Origin of the sequence: Virgisporangium ochraceum, from assembly GCF_016863655.1 — a bacterium.
Classification (GTDB): Bacteria; Actinomycetota; Actinomycetes; order Mycobacteriales; family Micromonosporaceae; genus Virgisporangium; species Virgisporangium ochraceum.
The window spans coordinates 108,355-123,460 of the sequence record NZ_BOPH01000102.1 but is presented as its reverse complement, the minus strand read 5'-3'; the positions used below and the strand labels follow the sequence as shown (position 1 = coordinate 123,460).

Sequence of the window (15,106 nt, the reverse complement as noted above, 5' to 3'; positions counted from 1 at the left end):
CACACGGCGCCGGGGTGGCGGGTCCGGTACCGGTCGTGGTGCGCCACGGTTGCCCGTCGCCCGCGCCCCGGACGGCAGGCGGCGGGCGCCCGCCTAGAATCCCCGCATGGGACGAACCGACCGCGCCGCCCGGACGATCGCGGCGCCACCGGCGGCCGTGTACGGCGCGCTGGTCGACCGGGCCGCGGTCGAGGCGTGGCTGCCGCCCGACGGCATGAGCGGGCGGATCGAGCGGTGGGATCCGCGGCCGGGTGGCGGGTTCCGGATGGTCCTGACCTACCTCGACCCGTCCGACGGGTCCGGGAAGAGCACCGAGGGCACCGACGTCGTCGAGGTCGGCTTCGCCGACCTGGTGCCGTCCGAACGCGTGGTGCACCGGGCCGTCTTCGAGTCCGACGACCCGCTGTACGCGGGCACCATGACGATGACGTGGCGGCTCGCCGCCTCCGGTGCCGGAACCGAGGTGACCGTCACCGCCACCGACGTGCCGGCCGGCATCGACCAGGCGGTCCACGAACAGGGAATCGCCTCGTCGCTGGCCAACCTGGCGTCCTACGTGGAGCCGGTCGGCTGACGGGCGGTCCACGCCACCGGCAGGTGTTTCACGCCGTGCTGGAAGTTCGAGCGCAGCCGGTCCGGTCGCCCCGCGCCACGCAGCGCCGACGTGCGGCGCAGCACCTCGGCGAACAGCTCCCGCATCTGCATCCGGGCCAGGTGCGCACCGAGGCAGAAGTGCGGGCCGTGGCCGAACACCAGGTGCGGGTTGGGGGCGCGGTCGACGTCGAACCGGTCCGGGGAGGCGAACACGGCCTCGTCGCGGTTGGCCGAGGTGAACGACACGACCACCTTGTCGCCGCGGCGCACCTGCCGCCCGCCGAGCTCGCAGTCGGCCGTCGCCGTGCGGCGGAACGTCATGACCGGCGTCCACCACCGCAGCATCTCCTCGACCGCGGTGGGCAGCAGGCCCGGGTCGGCGCGCAGCCGGTCCTGGGCGTCCGGGTGTTCCAGCAGGGCGACGCACGCACCGGGCAGGCCGTTGCGCAGCGTCTCGTTGCCGGCGACCGCGAACAGCCAGAACAGGTTCTCGAACTCCTCCACCGACACCCGCCCGCCGTCGTCGTCGACCTGTGCGAGGAGGATCGACATGACGTCGTCGCCCGGCCGGCGGCGCTTCTCCCCGGCCAGCAGGTGCGCGTAGGCGTACAGGTCCGGCATGCCCTCGCGGGTCCGCGGGTCGGGCAGCGACCCCGGCGGCGGCCGCAGCGCCGCGGCGGCGCGGGCCATCGGCGACCCGGAGGACGGGTCGAACGACGCCGACGACGCGTAGTCCGGATCCTGGTAGCCGATGACCCGGTTCGACCAGTCGAAGAGCAGCCCCCGGTCGCATTCCGGCATGCCGAGGAGGTCGGCCAGCGTCAGCAGCGGCAGGTCCGCGGCGATGTCGGTGGCGAAGTCGCATTCGCCGCCGGCGCCGACGAACACGCGGTCACAGATCGCCCTCGCGTGGGAACGGATCCGGTCGGTCAGCGCGTCGACGGCGCGCGGGGTGAACGAGCGGGCGAGCAGCCGCCGCAGCCGGGAGTGGTCCGGCGGGTCCATGTTCAGCATCATCGTGCGGACGTAGGCCAGCGCCTCCGGCGTGGCCGGGTCACGGGTCTGGGTGGCGCCCAGCCACGACGAGAACAGCCGCGGCCGGCGCAGCACCGACCCGACGTCGGCGTGCCGCAGCACCAGCCAGAACCCCGGACCGCCCGGCCAGCCCAGGACCGGCTTCTCCTCGACCCACACCACCGCGTGCTCCCGGCGCAGCCGGGCCAGCGCGTCGTACGGCACCCCGGTGACGTAGGTGTCCGGGTCGAAGACGACCTCAGTGTCGGGACGCATCCAGCAGCTCCGTGCCCAGCGGGGTGGTCCGGTGCGCGACCGTGCCGCCGCTGCGGTGGCTGGTCACCAGGCCCGCCGCGCGCAGCACCGCGAGGTGCTCGGAGGACGACGACGGGCTGATCCCGACGTCGCGGGCCACCGAGGTGGTCGTGTGCCGGCCCGCCTGCCCCACCCGTCGCAGGATCTCGCCGCGGGTGCGGCCGAGCAGCCGCTCGACCGCGTCGGGCACCGGCGGGTCCAGGGGCAGCGGCGCATCCGAGCGGTAGACGACGAGCGTCGGCCCGTCCGGCGGCGCCAGGACGCGCGGACGCGGCCCGGCGAACGGCGACGGCACCAGCACCACGCCCCGGCCCGCGGGGTGCACGTCCCGGCGCGACCGGCCGCCGGCCGCCGGCCACGTGTCGACCTCGAGCACCGGTGACCGCCACCGCACCCCCGGCGGGAGCGTGGTCAGCACCCCGTCGACGCCGGAGCGGGCGAACCGGCGTCCGATCTCGGCCACGTCGTGGCGCCGGGCGCGCTCCAACGTCGCCCAGTACGGGTCCAGCACCGCCCGGAAGTAGTGCCCCAGCGCCGTCACCAGGGCGTCGAGCACCTCGGGGTCGGCGGCGGCGAGGCGTCGCCGCAACGGGGTGACCGGCTGGTGCGCGTACGCGGCGGCGACCTGCGACCGGATGCGGTGCGGCGGGGTCGCCCGGACCGCCGCCAGGCCGGCTTCGAGCGACTCCAGGCCGTCCGTCGGCGTCAGGAAGTCGGGCATCAGGCCCCGCGACGGGACCAGGTGGTGCAGCGGGCGCAGCAGCGGGGCGGCCCGCTCCACCCGGCCGGCCAGGCCCGGCAGCCGCACGGCGGTGGCCGGATCGCGCAGTGCCTGGTACGCCAGCGGCACGGTGGCGGCCGGGTGCAGCGCGTCGGCGACGCGCACCCGGGCCAGGTCGGCGGATCCGAGGCAGAGCCGCAGCATCGTCGCAGTCTGGCACGCCTTCGGCGTCAGCCGAAACCGTTGACGCTCCCGGGCGGCCGCCCGAGCATGGCGTCGATGAGGCAGCGGCTGGTGGTCCTGTTGGCGGTGTTCGCCCTGTTCGGCGTGGTCGGCGCGGCGTGCGGAGACGCCGGCCGGTCACCGACCGCGCCGACGCCGGTCCCGTCGGGATCGTCGGCGGCGCCCGAGCGGCCCGGACCGGGTGACCACCGGCTGACCATCGACGTGGGCGGCGTCACGCGCACCTACCTGCTGCACGCCCCGCCCGGCTACACCGGGAGCACGCCGCTGCCGCTGGTGATCGCCATGCACGTCTACCCCGGCACCGGCGCCGCGATGCGCGACCTCACCGGCTTCGACGCCCGGGCCGACCGGCACACGTTCCTCGTCGCCTACCCCGACGGCGTCGACCGCGGGTTCAACGCGATGGTCTGCTGCGGTACCGCCGACGACGTCGCCTTCCTGAAGGCGCTGACCGGGCACCTGGTGGAGCGGTGGCGGGCCGACCCCGACCGGGTGTTCCTGACGGGCATGTCCAACGGCGGAGACATGAGCTTCCGCGGCGCGGTCGAGGCCTCCGGCACGTTCGCCGCCATCGGGGTGGTCAGCGGCGGGTACGGCGGACCCCGCGCGGAGAAGGTCGACTACGTCCCGACGAGCCCGGTGTCGGTGGTGACGGTCGTCGGCACGCAGGACCGGTACTTCCCCATCTTCGAGACCGGTCTCGCGAACTGGCAGCAGCGGCTGCGGTGCACCCCGGCCGCCGCGCCGGCCCCTGGGCCACGGGTCAGGCGGACCGTCGCCCGCTGCGCCGACGGCAGCGACGTCGACGTGTACGTCGTGCCGGACATGGGTCACGTCTGGCCCGGCACCGGTGACGGACAGTTCGCTGTTCCGGACGCGCCGATGAACGCCACCGACCTCGTGTGGGAGTTCTTCGCCGCCCACCCGCGCAGGCGCTGACCGCGCTGCGGCATGATGCACCCCGGAGCAGATCGATCCACGTGTTCGGGGGGAACGCACAGTAATGAGCTCGTCGCGGGTACGGCCGCTGTCACCGGGTGACCCGCAGCGGTTGGGCCGGTACACCCTGGTGGGCCGGCTCGGCGAGGGCGGGATGGGCACCGTCTACCTCGCGGACACCCCCGACGGCGAGCCGGTGGCGATCAAGGTGATCCGGCCCGACCTGGCCCACGACGACCAGTTCCGGCGCCGGTTCCGCAGCGAGGTCAACCGGGCCCGCCAGGTGCCGCCGTTCTGCACGGCCGAGGTGCTCGACGCCGACACCGACTCCGAGACGCCGTACCTCGTCGTCGAGTACGTCGACGGTCCGAGCCTCACGGCGGTGGTGAAGGGCAAGGGTCCGCTGTCGCCGTCGAACCTGCACGGGCTGGCCATCGGGGTCGCCACCGCGCTCACCGCGATCCACGGCGCCGGGGTCGTGCACCGCGACCTGAAGCCGGCCAACGTTCTGCTGGCCGCGGGCAGCCCCAAGGTGATCGACTTCGGCATCGCCCACTCGTCACAGGCCACGACCGGTCACACCGAGACCGGTCAGATGGTCGGCACCGTGAGCTACATGGCGCCGGAGCGGTTCGAGTCGCCGACCGCCGGGTCGGTCACCCCGGCGGCGGACATCTTCTCGTGGGGCGCCGTGATCGCCTACGCGGGCCTGGGACGCAACCCGTTCGGATCCGGCGACGCGCTCACGGTCGCCGGGCGCATCCTCACCCAGCCACCCGACCTGGACGGGCTGCCGGGGGCGCTGCGGACGCTGGTCGGACGGGCGCTGTCCAAGGACCCGAACGACCGTCCGACGGCCCGCGACCTGCTCGACCACCTGCTGACGGCGGGGACGACGGCGCGGTCGCCCGACGCGGCCGCCGCGTTGGAGCGCCAGCCGGCGCTGCGCCATGCCGCGCAAGGGGCCGCGCAGGAGGCGGCCGAAGAGGCGGCCCAGGCGACCGCGCTGGACGATCCGGAGACGGTGCCCGCGGCCGTGCCCGCGGTCGTGCCCGCGGCCGTGCCCGCGGTCGTGCCCGCGGTCGTGCCGCCACCGGTTCCGGCCGGTTCCCGGTGGGGCCGGTTCGCGCTCGTCGTGGTCGCGCTGGCCGCGCTGGTCACGTCGCTCACCGTGGCGGGGCTGGTCTACAAGGGCCTTCCGGGACGCGACTCGGCCGAACCGCCGTCCGGCGCCGGCTCCACGAGCCCGAGCGCGCCGGCCGCCTCGATGCCGGCGGGGCCGGTGGTCGTCGCCGACGCCCTCGACGCCGAGGGCGCCTGGCAGGAGCGCAACGACACCGACAACCGCACCACCTGCCGGTTCGACGGCGCGCTCGTGGTGACCCGGCAGTCGGTCGGCTCCTACCGCTGCCCCGGCGTGCAGCAGGTGCTCACGGACTTCAGCGTCGCCGTCGACGTGCGGCTGCGCACCCCGGGCAGCTGCGCCGGGATCTGGTTCCGGTTCGAGAACTCGGCCGGGTACGCGCTGCGTGTCTGCGAGACCGGCTACGCCCTGACCACCCACGGCGACGGCGGCCAGGCCACGGTGACGCCGCTGCGCACGTTCTCCTTCCCGAGCCCGGTGGAGCCGGGCGCCCCGACCCGGGTCGGCATCGCCGCCCGGGGCACGAACCTGCAGTTCTTCCGGGACGGCCGGCTCGTCGGCGACTGGACCGAGGACCGGTTCCAGCGGGGCCGCGTGGTCCTCGGCATCTTCGAGCTGGGTCAGGTGAGCGGCCCGCCGCCGTACTCGGTGTCGTTCGCCGACGTCGAGATCAGGAACCTGGCCGGCTGAGCTCAGAGCCACCCCGAGCGGACCAGCACCTGCCGCCCGTCGACGCTGACCGGCCGGTCAGGTTCCGGGTTGGTGGCCAGCTCGCCCGCGGCTATCCGGTCGAGTAGCCGCCGGGTCACGTCCACTACCTCGGACGTGACCCGGCGCAGCTCGTCCGCGTCGCCGGGGGCCGCGGTCTCCGGTGGCGCCTGCGCCTCGGCGAGAAGCGCCGGCAGGTCGGCGAGCCGGGCCGCGACCCAGCCCAACGGGTCGGCCGACAGCTCCCGGGTGAACACCCGCGGGCCCGGGTCCCACCCGGTGAACACCGGGTGATGGTGCGTGCGGTCGAACGGCCGGCCACCGACCGCCTGCAGGAGGTCGGCCCGCCACACCGGCCGGTCCACCGTGACGGGTGTCGCCGAGTAGATCGACCCCCGCGCCGCGCCGCGTTCGATCACCCGCAGCTCGAGCCGGACCCCGTGCTCGGCGCCCTCCTGGCCCGGGTGCGGCTCGGGATCCACGAAGTAGATGTCCCCGACGACCACGGCGACCCGCTCGAACCCGAAGACGTACAGCATCGGAACAGCCTACGCGCGTCGATGCGTCGCGGTGCGGGTCAGCAGCTCCCGGCCGAGTACGCCGTCTGACTCCGGACCGCGCCGGCGACCGCCGTGACCGTCGTCCGGCAGTCGTAGCCGGTGCCGGCGGTGACCGGCACGGAGACCTCCCCGGTCGCCGGGTGCGCCGGCACCGTGATGCTCCGGAAGTACTGGACGAGCTGCGGGTACCAGAGCTGGTTGCGCCGGTCCCAAACCCGCTCCCAGCGCTGGGACGTGATCTCCACCAGGAACAACGTCTCGTCGACGGAGTTGTCCGTGAAGCCGATCACGCTGTTGCCGGCGACGGCGGCGCCGGCTTGCGCCACGTTGATCGCCCACGCGCAGACCTCGTGGGTGCCCGGGGCCGGCCGGGACCGTGGTGTCGTACCCGCGGTACGAGCCGGTGCCGAGGTCCGGTCGGTGCCCGTCGGCGGTCAGCGCCCGCTTGAACACGCCGTCCAGGTAGATGTGGACGCCGACCGGCGCGGTCGGGCTGTCGTAGTCGTTGGCCCAGCCGAACGCGCGGACCGCGTTGCCGAGGTACCCGACGTCGTCGAGCGACCCGAACGGCGGGTGGTCCTGCGGCACGGGCGGGAAGCGGGTCCTCGACACACGCCGGCGGCGGCTTCGGCCTGTCGCAGTCGGGTTCGGCGGCGGCCGGTCCCGACGGAACCGCGACCAGCGCGACGAGGCCGGCCAGCGCCGCGATCGTCCCGATCAGTCTGCGTCTCACTGCGTTTCTCCTTTGTGATGGTGGTTCTGCCGCGTCGCGGCCGGGTCCCGGACGTAGGTCTCGTGGCTGCCGGGCGGTCGGCCGAGCGGACGCCGGTCCGGCCAGCGTGTACATGCCGGACGGGAACTCCGGTTCGGTCATGGGTCGAGCCTGCCGGCACGCTCTGGAGAGGTTCTCGACCCGCACTTGGCGTGCGGATTCCAGTCGGTTTCCAGCCATTGCCACGTGCGAGCGGCCGGGTTAGCTATGTGCTCTAGCTATGGCTGGTACCTATAGCGGTTCGTCCGGCCCGGACCGGCGGTCGGTCCGGCGCCGCCAGACGATCGAGGAGGCCCTCGACATCGCGGTGACGGTCATGGAGGAGGTCGGCGTCGGCGGGCTGTCCATGTCCGAGATCGCCCGGCGGCTGGGGATCCGACAACCCTCGCTGTACAAGTACTTTCCGTCACTGCACGCCGTATACGACGCGGTGTTCGCGCGAGGGCTCGCCCGCAGCGACGCGGCCGTGCGGGCGGCGGTCGAGCCGCTGGCCGGCGGGGTCGCACGCATCCGGGCGGGAGCGGCGGCGTGGATCCGCTGGGCGGTGGAGAACCCGGCCCTGACGCAGCTGTTGATCTGGCGGCCGGTCCCCGGCTTCACCCCGAGCGAGGCGACGTTCGCCCTGAGCCGCCGGCAGATGGACGACGTCCGAACCGAGTTCGCGGAAGCGATCCGGCGCGGGGAGCTGCATCCCGACGCCGCCACGTCCGAGGCCCAGCGCCTCTACACGGTCGTCCTCAGCGGGGTGATCTCACAACAGATGGCCAACGAGCCGGGCGCCGGCTACCACGAGGGCCTCTTCAGCAGCCTGACCGACCTCGCCCTGGACCTGTTCTTCGCCCGATACGCACCCACCGGAGGACGACATGCAAAGCCTCGACACTGACCAGCTCAGCATCCACATCGTCGCCCCGCCCGACGTCGTGTACGACCTCGTCGCCGACGTCACGCGCACTCCGGAGTTCAGCCCGGAGATCCTGCGCTGCACCTGGCTCGACGGCGCGACGGGCCCGGCGGTCGGAGCCCGGTTCGAGGCGGTCAACAAGGTGAGCCGGGGCCCGGCGTGGAAGAACCGGCCGGTCGTCACGGTCGCACGGCCGGGACACGAGTTCGCGTTCTCACGCACCGAGCCCTTCTCCGGCACGCTGGTGTGGCGCTACCGGCTGGAACCCGATGGCGGGGGCACCCTCCTCACCGAGTCGTACGAGGTGACCCGTCCCATCTCGCGACTGGGGTGGTTCATCATCGGCCGCCTGTTCGGCTGCCGGAACCGGCGCGCCGATCTGCACGACGGCATGCGAAGGACCCTGGACCGCGTGCGCGACGCCGCGGAGCGGGCCGCCTAGAAGCCCCCGCCTTCGCGGAGGTCGGCGATCCACGCGGCCACCACGGGCAGCTCCCACGCCTCGGCGAGGGCGGTAGCGTCGTCGGCGCGGCCCAGGCCCGCAGGTGCGGGTCGCCGATCCGCCGGGCCATCGCGAGACCCTCGTCGGTGAGCGCCTCCCGCTCCAACGGCGCGTCGGCGTAGTGCAGATCGCCGGCCAGCGTCAGCAGCGAGCGGCAGCGCAGGTCGCTGTCGCCGGTGGGCAGTTCGCGCAGCACCCGGCGCAGCCCGTCGACGGCCGGCGGGTGCACCACGTACGGGTCGCGCAGCGTCCACACCGACCCGTCGCCGACGGCGACCGCCGCCCGGGCGAGCCGTTCGACGTCGCCGAGCTCGTCGGCGGCGCGGCAGGCGAGGTCGATCGCGTCGAGCTGCCCGTCGCGGTCGCCGGCCCAACGGCAGGCCTCGGCGTGGGCCATCAGCAGGTCGTACCGGTCGGCCGGTCCGCAGGCGCGGTCGTGGGCCTGCGCCGCGCGGGCGGCGGCCAGCAGCGCGGCGGCCTCCTCGTAGCCGTGCAGCGCGCGTGCGTGTCCGGCCGCGCGTGCGGCGGCCCGCCAGGCGACGTCGGCGTGCGCCGGGCCCGCGGCGGGCCCGCCGGGTCGCGGGTTGGGCCCGGTACACCACGTCACGGACCAGCGCGTGCCCGAACCGGAAGCGGCCCGGCCCGGGCTCCTCCACGACGACGCCGGCCGCCAGCGCCGGGTCGAGGTCGTCGAGGGCGGTGTCGGGGTCGCATCCCGCGACGGACGCGAGGAGGTCGACGTCGTAGTGGCGGCCGATGACGGCCGCCGTCCGCAGGAGGTCGCGGGTCGGCTCCGGCAGCCGTTCGACGCGTCGGGCGACCACATCGGTGACCGCGGCCGGGATGTCGCCCGTGGCGGGCAGGCGCAGCAGCTCCACGAGGAAGAACGGGTTGCCGTCGGTGCGTTCGCGCAGCGACCCGGCGCGCCGCTCCCCCGGTTCCCCGCCGGTCGCCGCCCGGACCAGCTCGGCGACCCCGGTGTCGGACAGGCCGGCCAGGTCGAGCCGGAGCGCATGGCGACGGCCCAGCGCGGCACCGACCTCGGCCAGCACCCCCGTCGGTTCGGGATGGGCGCGGCGGGTCGTGACCAGGAGCACCCGCGCGTCGACGACGTGGTCGGCGACGTGGCGCAGCAGCCGCAGCGACGAATGGTCGGCCCAGTGCAGGTCGTCGAGCGCGACCACCAGCGGGCGACGGGCCGCGGCGGCCACCAGCAGGCGCGCGACCGCGTCGAAGATGTGGAAGCGCTCCACCTCGGCGTCGACCGGCGGTCCACCGGCCGGGGCCGGCCCGCTGACGGCCGTGGGCAGCAGGCCGGCGAGCCGTTCGCCGTCGGCGAGGTCGCGGACCACGTCGGCGCCGAGCGCTCCGGTCAGGTCGCGCTGGACGCCGGTCCACGGCCAGAACGGCGGCGCGCAGCTCCCGACGCCCAGCTGGTCGGCGAGCGCGCCACGGACGGTCCACAGCGCCTCCAGCGCGTCGGCCTGCCGCCCCGCGCGGGCCAACGCCAGCGAGCGCAGCGCCCACAGCCGTTCCCGCAACGGGTTCTGCCGTGCGGCCGCCGACAGCTCGACCGCGACGGTCGTCTGCTCGCCGAGGCGCAGCCGCACCAGCGCCAGATCCTCGACCGCCAGCAGCCGTGCAACGAGCTCAGCGGCGACGGCGGCGGGTCGTCGCCCCACACGATCTCCACCAGCGTGTCGACCGGGACCGCGCGGCCGGTGCAGCACCAGCGCGGCGAGGATCGCCCGCTGCTTGGGTGTGCCCACGTCCACCGGCCCACCGTCGTCGACGACCTCGAGCGGACCCAGCACCGAGACACGCACGCGACGAGCCTACGGATCGGGTGCCGTACCGGTCGACGCGCCGACGGGTCGTGAATGCGACCGCACCGTATCTGGCGCCCGGCCACCGGTCACTATCAATCAAGCTTTTCGATGTCACTGGAGGTGAACATGTCGATCCGCAGGCGGTTCGGCGCGCTCGTCGGGGCGTCAGTCCTGGTGCTCGCGGGCGTGCTCGCGGTACCCGCACCGGCACTACCGGCACCGGCCCCCGCCGACCCGTGGGGCTTCGCGTTCCTCGACAACCCCGCTCCCCCACCGGGTTCGGTGATGGACCCGACCCGGCAGTGGGGCAGTTGGAAGAGCGCGTTCCCGGCCGACTGGGCCACCGTCGACCACCTCGGGCCGGGCGCGTACCGGGTCCACTTCCCGCACCTGGCGACCGGCCGCGGCGTGGCGCACGTGACGGCGGTCCTCTGGGGCGGACCGGCGTGGTGCCAGCTCGGCAAGTGGTACCCGAACGGCGCCGACGAGACCGTCGAGGTGCAGTGCTACGCCCACGGCGGAATCCCCGCCGACACGCGGTTCGCGATCTCGTTCACCGAGCGGCGCGGACCGCTCGCCGTGCCCGGTGGCGGGTTCGGCTACGTCTACGCCGACTCCGCCGCGAACGTGCTCACCGAGTACAACTCGACCGGCGCCGCCAACCCCGTCGCCTACGGCGGTGGCGGCTTCTACCGGGTGACGCTGCCCGGCGTCGGCGCGGTCACCGGGTTCGCCGGCAACGTACAGGTCGCCGCCGCGGAACCGGGTAAGCCGCGGCGGTGCAAGGTCGCCGATGTCGCGTGGGGAGGCGCGGACGTCGTCGCCTACGTCGCCTGCTTCGACGGCGTCACCAGCAAGCCGGCCGACAGCGCGTTCACGCTGACCTACCACCGGGAGCGGCCGCTCGTCGGTGAGCTGGGGCCGCCGAAGCGGTTCGGCTACGTCCACAGTGGAGCGTTCGCGCCGCCGCCGGGCACCGACTTCAACAGCCTCGGCGCGGCCAACGTCATCACCCCCTCCGGCGTCGGGCAGAACATGGTCACGTTCACCGGGCTCGGCGTGCGGGAGACCCACGCGCAGACGACAGCGGTCGGCGGAAAGCCGGACTACTGCTCGATCCAGGACGTGTGGCGCAACATCGGCGGCAACGGCGTCGTCCGCAACGTCATCTGCTTCGACGACACCGGCGCGCAGGCACCCAACCCCGCGTTCGTCACGTTCACCTCCCGCGTCTGAGTCGACAATGACCGGGTGACCATCGTCGAGGAGCCGCCGCCGCGCGTCGACGCCGCCGCGGCGGCGGCGCTCGGCGCCGTGCTCGTCCGCACGTTCCTGGCCGCATTCAGGACGGCGCTGTCCTGAGCTGTGACCGGAGGCTGTCGACCAGTCCCGGCAGGGGCCCGGTCTTCCCGATCGAGGTGTCCCACGTCCACAGCTCCAGCGCGTGGTGGAGCCGGTGCAGCGCGATCCGTTCGGCGCCGTACGGCGGCAGCGGGCCGTACCCGTCGAGCAGCGCGGCCCGCTTCGCCGCCGACCCGCTGTGCTCGAACTGCAGCGTCCTCGCCAGGTCGGTCATCGGGTCGGCGGCCTCGGCGTTCTCGACGTCGATGAACCCGGTGACCGTCCCCGCGTCGTCGACCAGGACGTTGCCCTCGTGCAGGTCCCGGTGGCACAGCACTGCGCCGGTGCAGGCGGCGAAGTACCGGTCGGCGGCGTCCACCCGCCGCGCGACGGCGTCGTGGATGTCGAGCGGTCCGCCGGCCTCCCGGAACGCGTCGAGCTGCCGGGCGAACCTGCGCCGCATGTGCGTCACGTTGTCCGGCGCCGGATCGAGGACCTCCGTCGTGAGCTCGCCGTAGGCCGGCATCCGGATGCGGTGCAGGGCCGCCTGGAACCGTCCGATGCGCCGGTACGCGGCCCGGTCGGTGTCGGGCCGCGACGGGCGCTCCCACATCGGGACACCCGGCAGCACCGTGAGCACCGTCGTCGCGCGCTCGTGGTCGACGGCCACGATCCGCGGCACCGCGTCGAGCCCGGCCATCAGACCGTAGACGTATTCCTCCTTGGCCTGGTTCCCGCGCCACCGGTCGGCGTACCGCTTGACGATCACCGGGTCGGCGTCGGCGAAGCGCACCTCGTGGACGGTGTTCAGCGACCCACCGGTGCGGGCGACGACCTCGGTGACGACCCGGCCGTCGGGCAGCAGCCCGGAGAGCAGACCGGACAGCGGCTCGTACAGCGGCTCGGACGGCGGTGGGACCGGCATGGCGTCGACGGTAGGAACCCGGCCGCCGACCGTCGACCCCTTTACCGGGCGTCGGGGACCTTCGCTACCATCGCCGGCATTCGGGATCCGCTGCACTGGGGCACCGACGGCCTTCCCGGACCGGAGTTGTACGGCCTCAGCGCCTACCGGTCCGACGACCAGCCGCCGCCGTGGACGCTGCGCCTGCTGCAACAGCTGGTGAGCCACGTCTTCGAGGCCGGCACGCCGTTCGCCGACGGGCACCGCCTCGACCCGGGCGGCCCGGTCACGGCGGAGACGACACCCGGCTCACCGCGCTCGCCTTCACCGCGGACCCGGAGCTGCGCGAGCTGCGCACCGACTCACCGTTGCTGGTCACCGACCCGAGCCGTTAGCGGGTCGGCGCGCCGTCACGTGGTCACGGGGTCGCCTGGAACCGCTCGGTGGCGTCGGCGGCCGCGGTCAGACGCCCGGCGACCGCGCGCAGATGCGCGGCGAACCCGGGCGGCGACTCCACGGTGAAGTCGACGCCGAGCACCACGAGCAGGTAGGCGAGGATCTGCGGGCTGTCCGCGCCGAGGTGCAGCATGCAGCTGTGCCCGTCGATCGGGACCAGCCGCCCGTGCAGCGGCCACAACCGGTCGCGGACGGCGTCGGCCGGCGCGTGCAGCCGGATCCGCGCCTGCGACTCCCACACGTCGGCCACGCCGCGCGAGACGAACGCGGCGGCGTCACCGCCGGGTGGCTCCCGGGCGGCGAACCGCGGACCGGTCTGCGGACGCGGGCCGATCCGGTCGAGGCGGAAGCTGCGCCAGTCGGCGCGGTCGAGGTCCCAGGCGACGAGGTACCAGCGCCGGCCCCACGACACCAGGCGGTGCGGCTCGGTGCGACGCTCGGACCCGCCGCCGTCGTAGGAGCGGTAGGCGAAGCGCAGCTGCTGCCGGTCGCGGCAGGCCGAGGCGACGGCGGTCAGCAGGTCGACGTCGACGGGCGAGCCGCCCTGCGCTGACGGGACGGTCGCGATCCGCAGCGCGCCGACGCGGTGCCGCAGCCGCGACGGGAGGACCTGCTCGACCTTGATCAGGGCGCCGAGCGCGGTGTCACCGATGTCGGCCACGCCGCTGCCGGCGGCGGTGTGCAGCGCCACGGCGACGGCGACCGCCTCGTCGTCGTCGAGCAGCAGTGGCGGCAGCGCCGCACCCGGGCCGAGCCGGTACCGGGCGCCCGGCCCGGTGCCGGCGTGCACCGGGTAGTCGAGGCTGCGCAGCTTGTCGATGTCGCGGCGGACGGTACGGGTGCTGACCTCCAGCCGCTCGGCCAGCTCCGGCCCGGTCCAGTCGCGCCGTGCCTGCAACAGGGTCAGCAGCCGCAGCAGCCGCGAGGGGTTCTTCAACATTCATCCAGGGTGACGAAAATGGCGGACAGGATCCGTCCTCCATCCTGCCTACCGTTCTCCACATGACCAACATTCGCCCGTTCCGCATCGACGTTCCGCAGGCGCAGCTCGACGACCTGCACCACCGGCTCGACAACACCCGCTGGCCCGACGAGGCACCGGGCGTCGGGTGGAGCCACGGCATCCCGCTGGACTACACCCGCGAGCTGGCGGCGTACTGGCGCGGCAGGTACGACTGGCGGGCCGAGGAGGCGCGGCTGAACGGCTTCCCGCAGTTCCGCACGGAGATCGACGGTCACGACGTGCACTTCGTCCACGTCCGTTCGGCCGTGCCCGGGGCGCTGCCGCTGCTGCTGACCCACGGCTGGCCGGGGTCGATCGTCGAGTTCCTCGACGTCATCGGTCCGCTCACCGACCCGGCCGCGCACGGCGGCGACCCGGCCGACGCCTTCCACGTGGTCGTGCCGACGCTGCCCGGGTTCGGCCTGTCCGGACCGACGCCGGGCGGCTGGTCGGCCAAGCGGGTGGCGCCGGCCTGGGCCGAGCTGATGCGCCGGCTCGGCTACGACCGCTTCGCCGCCCACGGCAGCGACTTCGGCGCGGCCGTGGCGCGGGAGCTCGGGCTCGTCGCACCGGAGCGCGTGGCCGCGATCCACGTGACCCAGATCTTCTCGGCGGGCGTCACGGCGGAGACCGCCGACATGTCCGACCCCGCGGAGCGGCGCGCCGTCGAACAGGGCTACCGGTACGAGTACGAGCTCGGCGCCTACGGGATGCTCCAGGCGAGCCGGCCGCAGACCCTCGCGTACGCGCTCACCGACTCCCCCGTCGGCCAGCTGGCCTGGATCGTGGAACGGTTCAAGGACTGGACCGACTCCACCGACGCACCGGAGGACGCCGTCGACCGCGACGCGATGCTGACCAACGTGATGCTCTACTGGCTCAACGCCACCGCCGGGTCCTCGGCGCGCTACTACCGCGACGGCGCCGACAGCTGGGGCGAGCCCGACCCGCCGTCGACCGTGCCGACCGCCGTCGCCGTCGCGCCGCACGACATCGGCTCGCCCGTGCGGCGCGTCGCCGAACAGACCAACAACATCGTGCGGTGGACCGTTCTCGAACGCGGTGGGCACTTCACGGCGATGGAGGAGCCCGACCTCGTGGTCGCCGACCTGCGCGCGGCCCTGCGCGGGTACCGGTGACCGTCCTGAGCCGAC

At 74.3% G+C, this 15,106-nt stretch carries 14 protein-coding genes and 1 pseudogene; 7 read left to right on the top strand and 8 right to left on the bottom strand.

Going from position 1 to position 15,106, the window contains the following annotated elements:
* The first annotated feature begins 106 nt into the window (after positions 1-106).
* Positions 107-574, top strand: a complete 468-nt coding sequence (locus Voc01_RS37565; RefSeq protein ID WP_203932438.1) for an SRPBCC family protein — start codon at positions 107-109, stop codon at positions 572-574.
* Here Voc01_RS37565 and Voc01_RS37560 read toward each other — a convergent pair.
* Both Voc01_RS37560 and Voc01_RS37555 read right to left on the bottom strand, forming a co-directional pair.
* Positions 553-1,884, bottom strand: coding sequence for a cytochrome P450 (locus tag Voc01_RS37560; protein WP_203932437.1), 1,332 nt, complete (start codon positions 1,882-1,884; stop codon positions 553-555). The two genes, Voc01_RS37565 and Voc01_RS37560, sit on opposite strands and share 22 nt — an antisense overlap.
* Positions 1,868-2,848, bottom strand: a complete 981-nt coding sequence (locus Voc01_RS37555) for an ArsR/SmtB family transcription factor (protein WP_203932436.1) — start codon at positions 2,846-2,848, stop codon at positions 1,868-1,870. The genes Voc01_RS37560 and Voc01_RS37555 overlap by 17 nt, the downstream gene beginning before the upstream one ends.
* A gap of 75 nt (positions 2,849-2,923) precedes the next feature.
* Here Voc01_RS37555 and Voc01_RS37550 point away from each other — a divergent pair, with 75 nt between their 5' ends.
* Together Voc01_RS37550 and Voc01_RS37545 are read left to right on the top strand one after the other, a co-directional pair.
* Positions 2,924-3,829, top strand: coding sequence for a CE1 family esterase (locus Voc01_RS37550; RefSeq protein WP_239160768.1), 906 nt, complete (start codon positions 2,924-2,926; stop codon positions 3,827-3,829).
* 64 nt (positions 3,830-3,893) lie between these two features.
* Complete coding sequence (locus Voc01_RS37545) at positions 3,894-5,663, top strand: serine/threonine protein kinase (RefSeq protein ID WP_203932435.1); 1,770 nt, start codon at positions 3,894-3,896, stop codon at positions 5,661-5,663.
* Positions 5,664-5,665: 2 nt separating this feature from the next.
* Here the strand turns inward: Voc01_RS37545 and Voc01_RS37540 are convergent, their stop codons facing one another.
* Entirely contained in the window at positions 5,666-6,220 is a 555-nt protein-coding gene (locus Voc01_RS37540) for a hypothetical protein (protein ID WP_203932434.1), read from the bottom strand.
* 38 nt (positions 6,221-6,258) lie between these two features.
* The gene (locus tag Voc01_RS37535; protein ID WP_203932433.1) at positions 6,259-6,567 is read right to left on the bottom strand and encodes a hypothetical protein; all 309 of its coding nucleotides are present in this window, start codon (positions 6,565-6,567) and stop codon (positions 6,259-6,261) included.
* Between the two features lie 666 nt (positions 6,568-7,233).
* Between Voc01_RS37535 and Voc01_RS37530 the strand changes: the two genes are divergently transcribed.
* Both Voc01_RS37530 and Voc01_RS37525 read left to right on the top strand, forming a co-directional pair.
* Complete coding sequence (locus Voc01_RS37530) at positions 7,234-7,899, top strand: TetR/AcrR family transcriptional regulator (RefSeq protein WP_203932432.1); 666 nt, start codon at positions 7,234-7,236, stop codon at positions 7,897-7,899.
* Positions 7,880-8,359, top strand: coding sequence for an SRPBCC family protein (locus Voc01_RS37525; RefSeq protein WP_203932431.1), 480 nt, complete (start codon positions 7,880-7,882; stop codon positions 8,357-8,359). The genes Voc01_RS37530 and Voc01_RS37525 overlap by 20 nt, the downstream gene beginning before the upstream one ends.
* On the opposite strand, the gene Voc01_RS53480 is transcribed toward Voc01_RS37525, so the two are convergent.
* Both Voc01_RS53480 and Voc01_RS54800 read right to left on the bottom strand, forming a co-directional pair.
* Positions 8,256-9,026 (bottom strand): hypothetical protein, encoded by a 771-nt coding sequence (locus Voc01_RS53480; protein ID WP_239160767.1) that lies wholly within the window; start codon positions 9,024-9,026, stop codon positions 8,256-8,258. The two genes, Voc01_RS37525 and Voc01_RS53480, sit on opposite strands and share 104 nt — an antisense overlap.
* Positions 9,027-9,567: 541 nt before the next feature.
* Positions 9,568-10,029 (bottom strand): annotated as a pseudogene (locus tag Voc01_RS54800) (BTAD domain-containing putative transcriptional regulator); the annotation flags it as partial.
* A 345-nt stretch (positions 10,030-10,374) separates the two neighbouring features.
* Between Voc01_RS54800 and Voc01_RS37515 the strand changes: the two are divergent.
* Positions 10,375-11,484: a hypothetical protein gene (locus Voc01_RS37515; RefSeq protein ID WP_203932429.1), complete on the top strand. Its 1,110-nt coding sequence runs from the start codon at positions 10,375-10,377 to the stop codon at positions 11,482-11,484.
* 106 nt (positions 11,485-11,590) lie between these two features.
* Here the strand turns inward: Voc01_RS37515 and Voc01_RS37510 are convergent, their stop codons facing one another.
* On the bottom strand, positions 11,591-12,514 hold the full coding sequence (locus Voc01_RS37510; RefSeq protein WP_203932428.1) for a phosphotransferase family protein: 924 nt from the start codon (positions 12,512-12,514) through the stop codon (positions 11,591-11,593).
* Positions 12,515-12,911: 397 nt separating this feature from the next.
* Complete coding sequence (locus Voc01_RS37505) at positions 12,912-13,889, bottom strand: helix-turn-helix transcriptional regulator (RefSeq protein ID WP_203932427.1); 978 nt, start codon at positions 13,887-13,889, stop codon at positions 12,912-12,914.
* 71 nt (positions 13,890-13,960) lie between these two features.
* Here Voc01_RS37505 and Voc01_RS37500 point away from each other — a divergent pair, with 71 nt between their 5' ends.
* Entirely contained in the window at positions 13,961-15,091 is a 1,131-nt protein-coding gene (locus tag Voc01_RS37500) for an epoxide hydrolase family protein (protein WP_203932486.1), read from the top strand.
* Positions 15,092-15,106 lie beyond the last annotated feature (15 nt).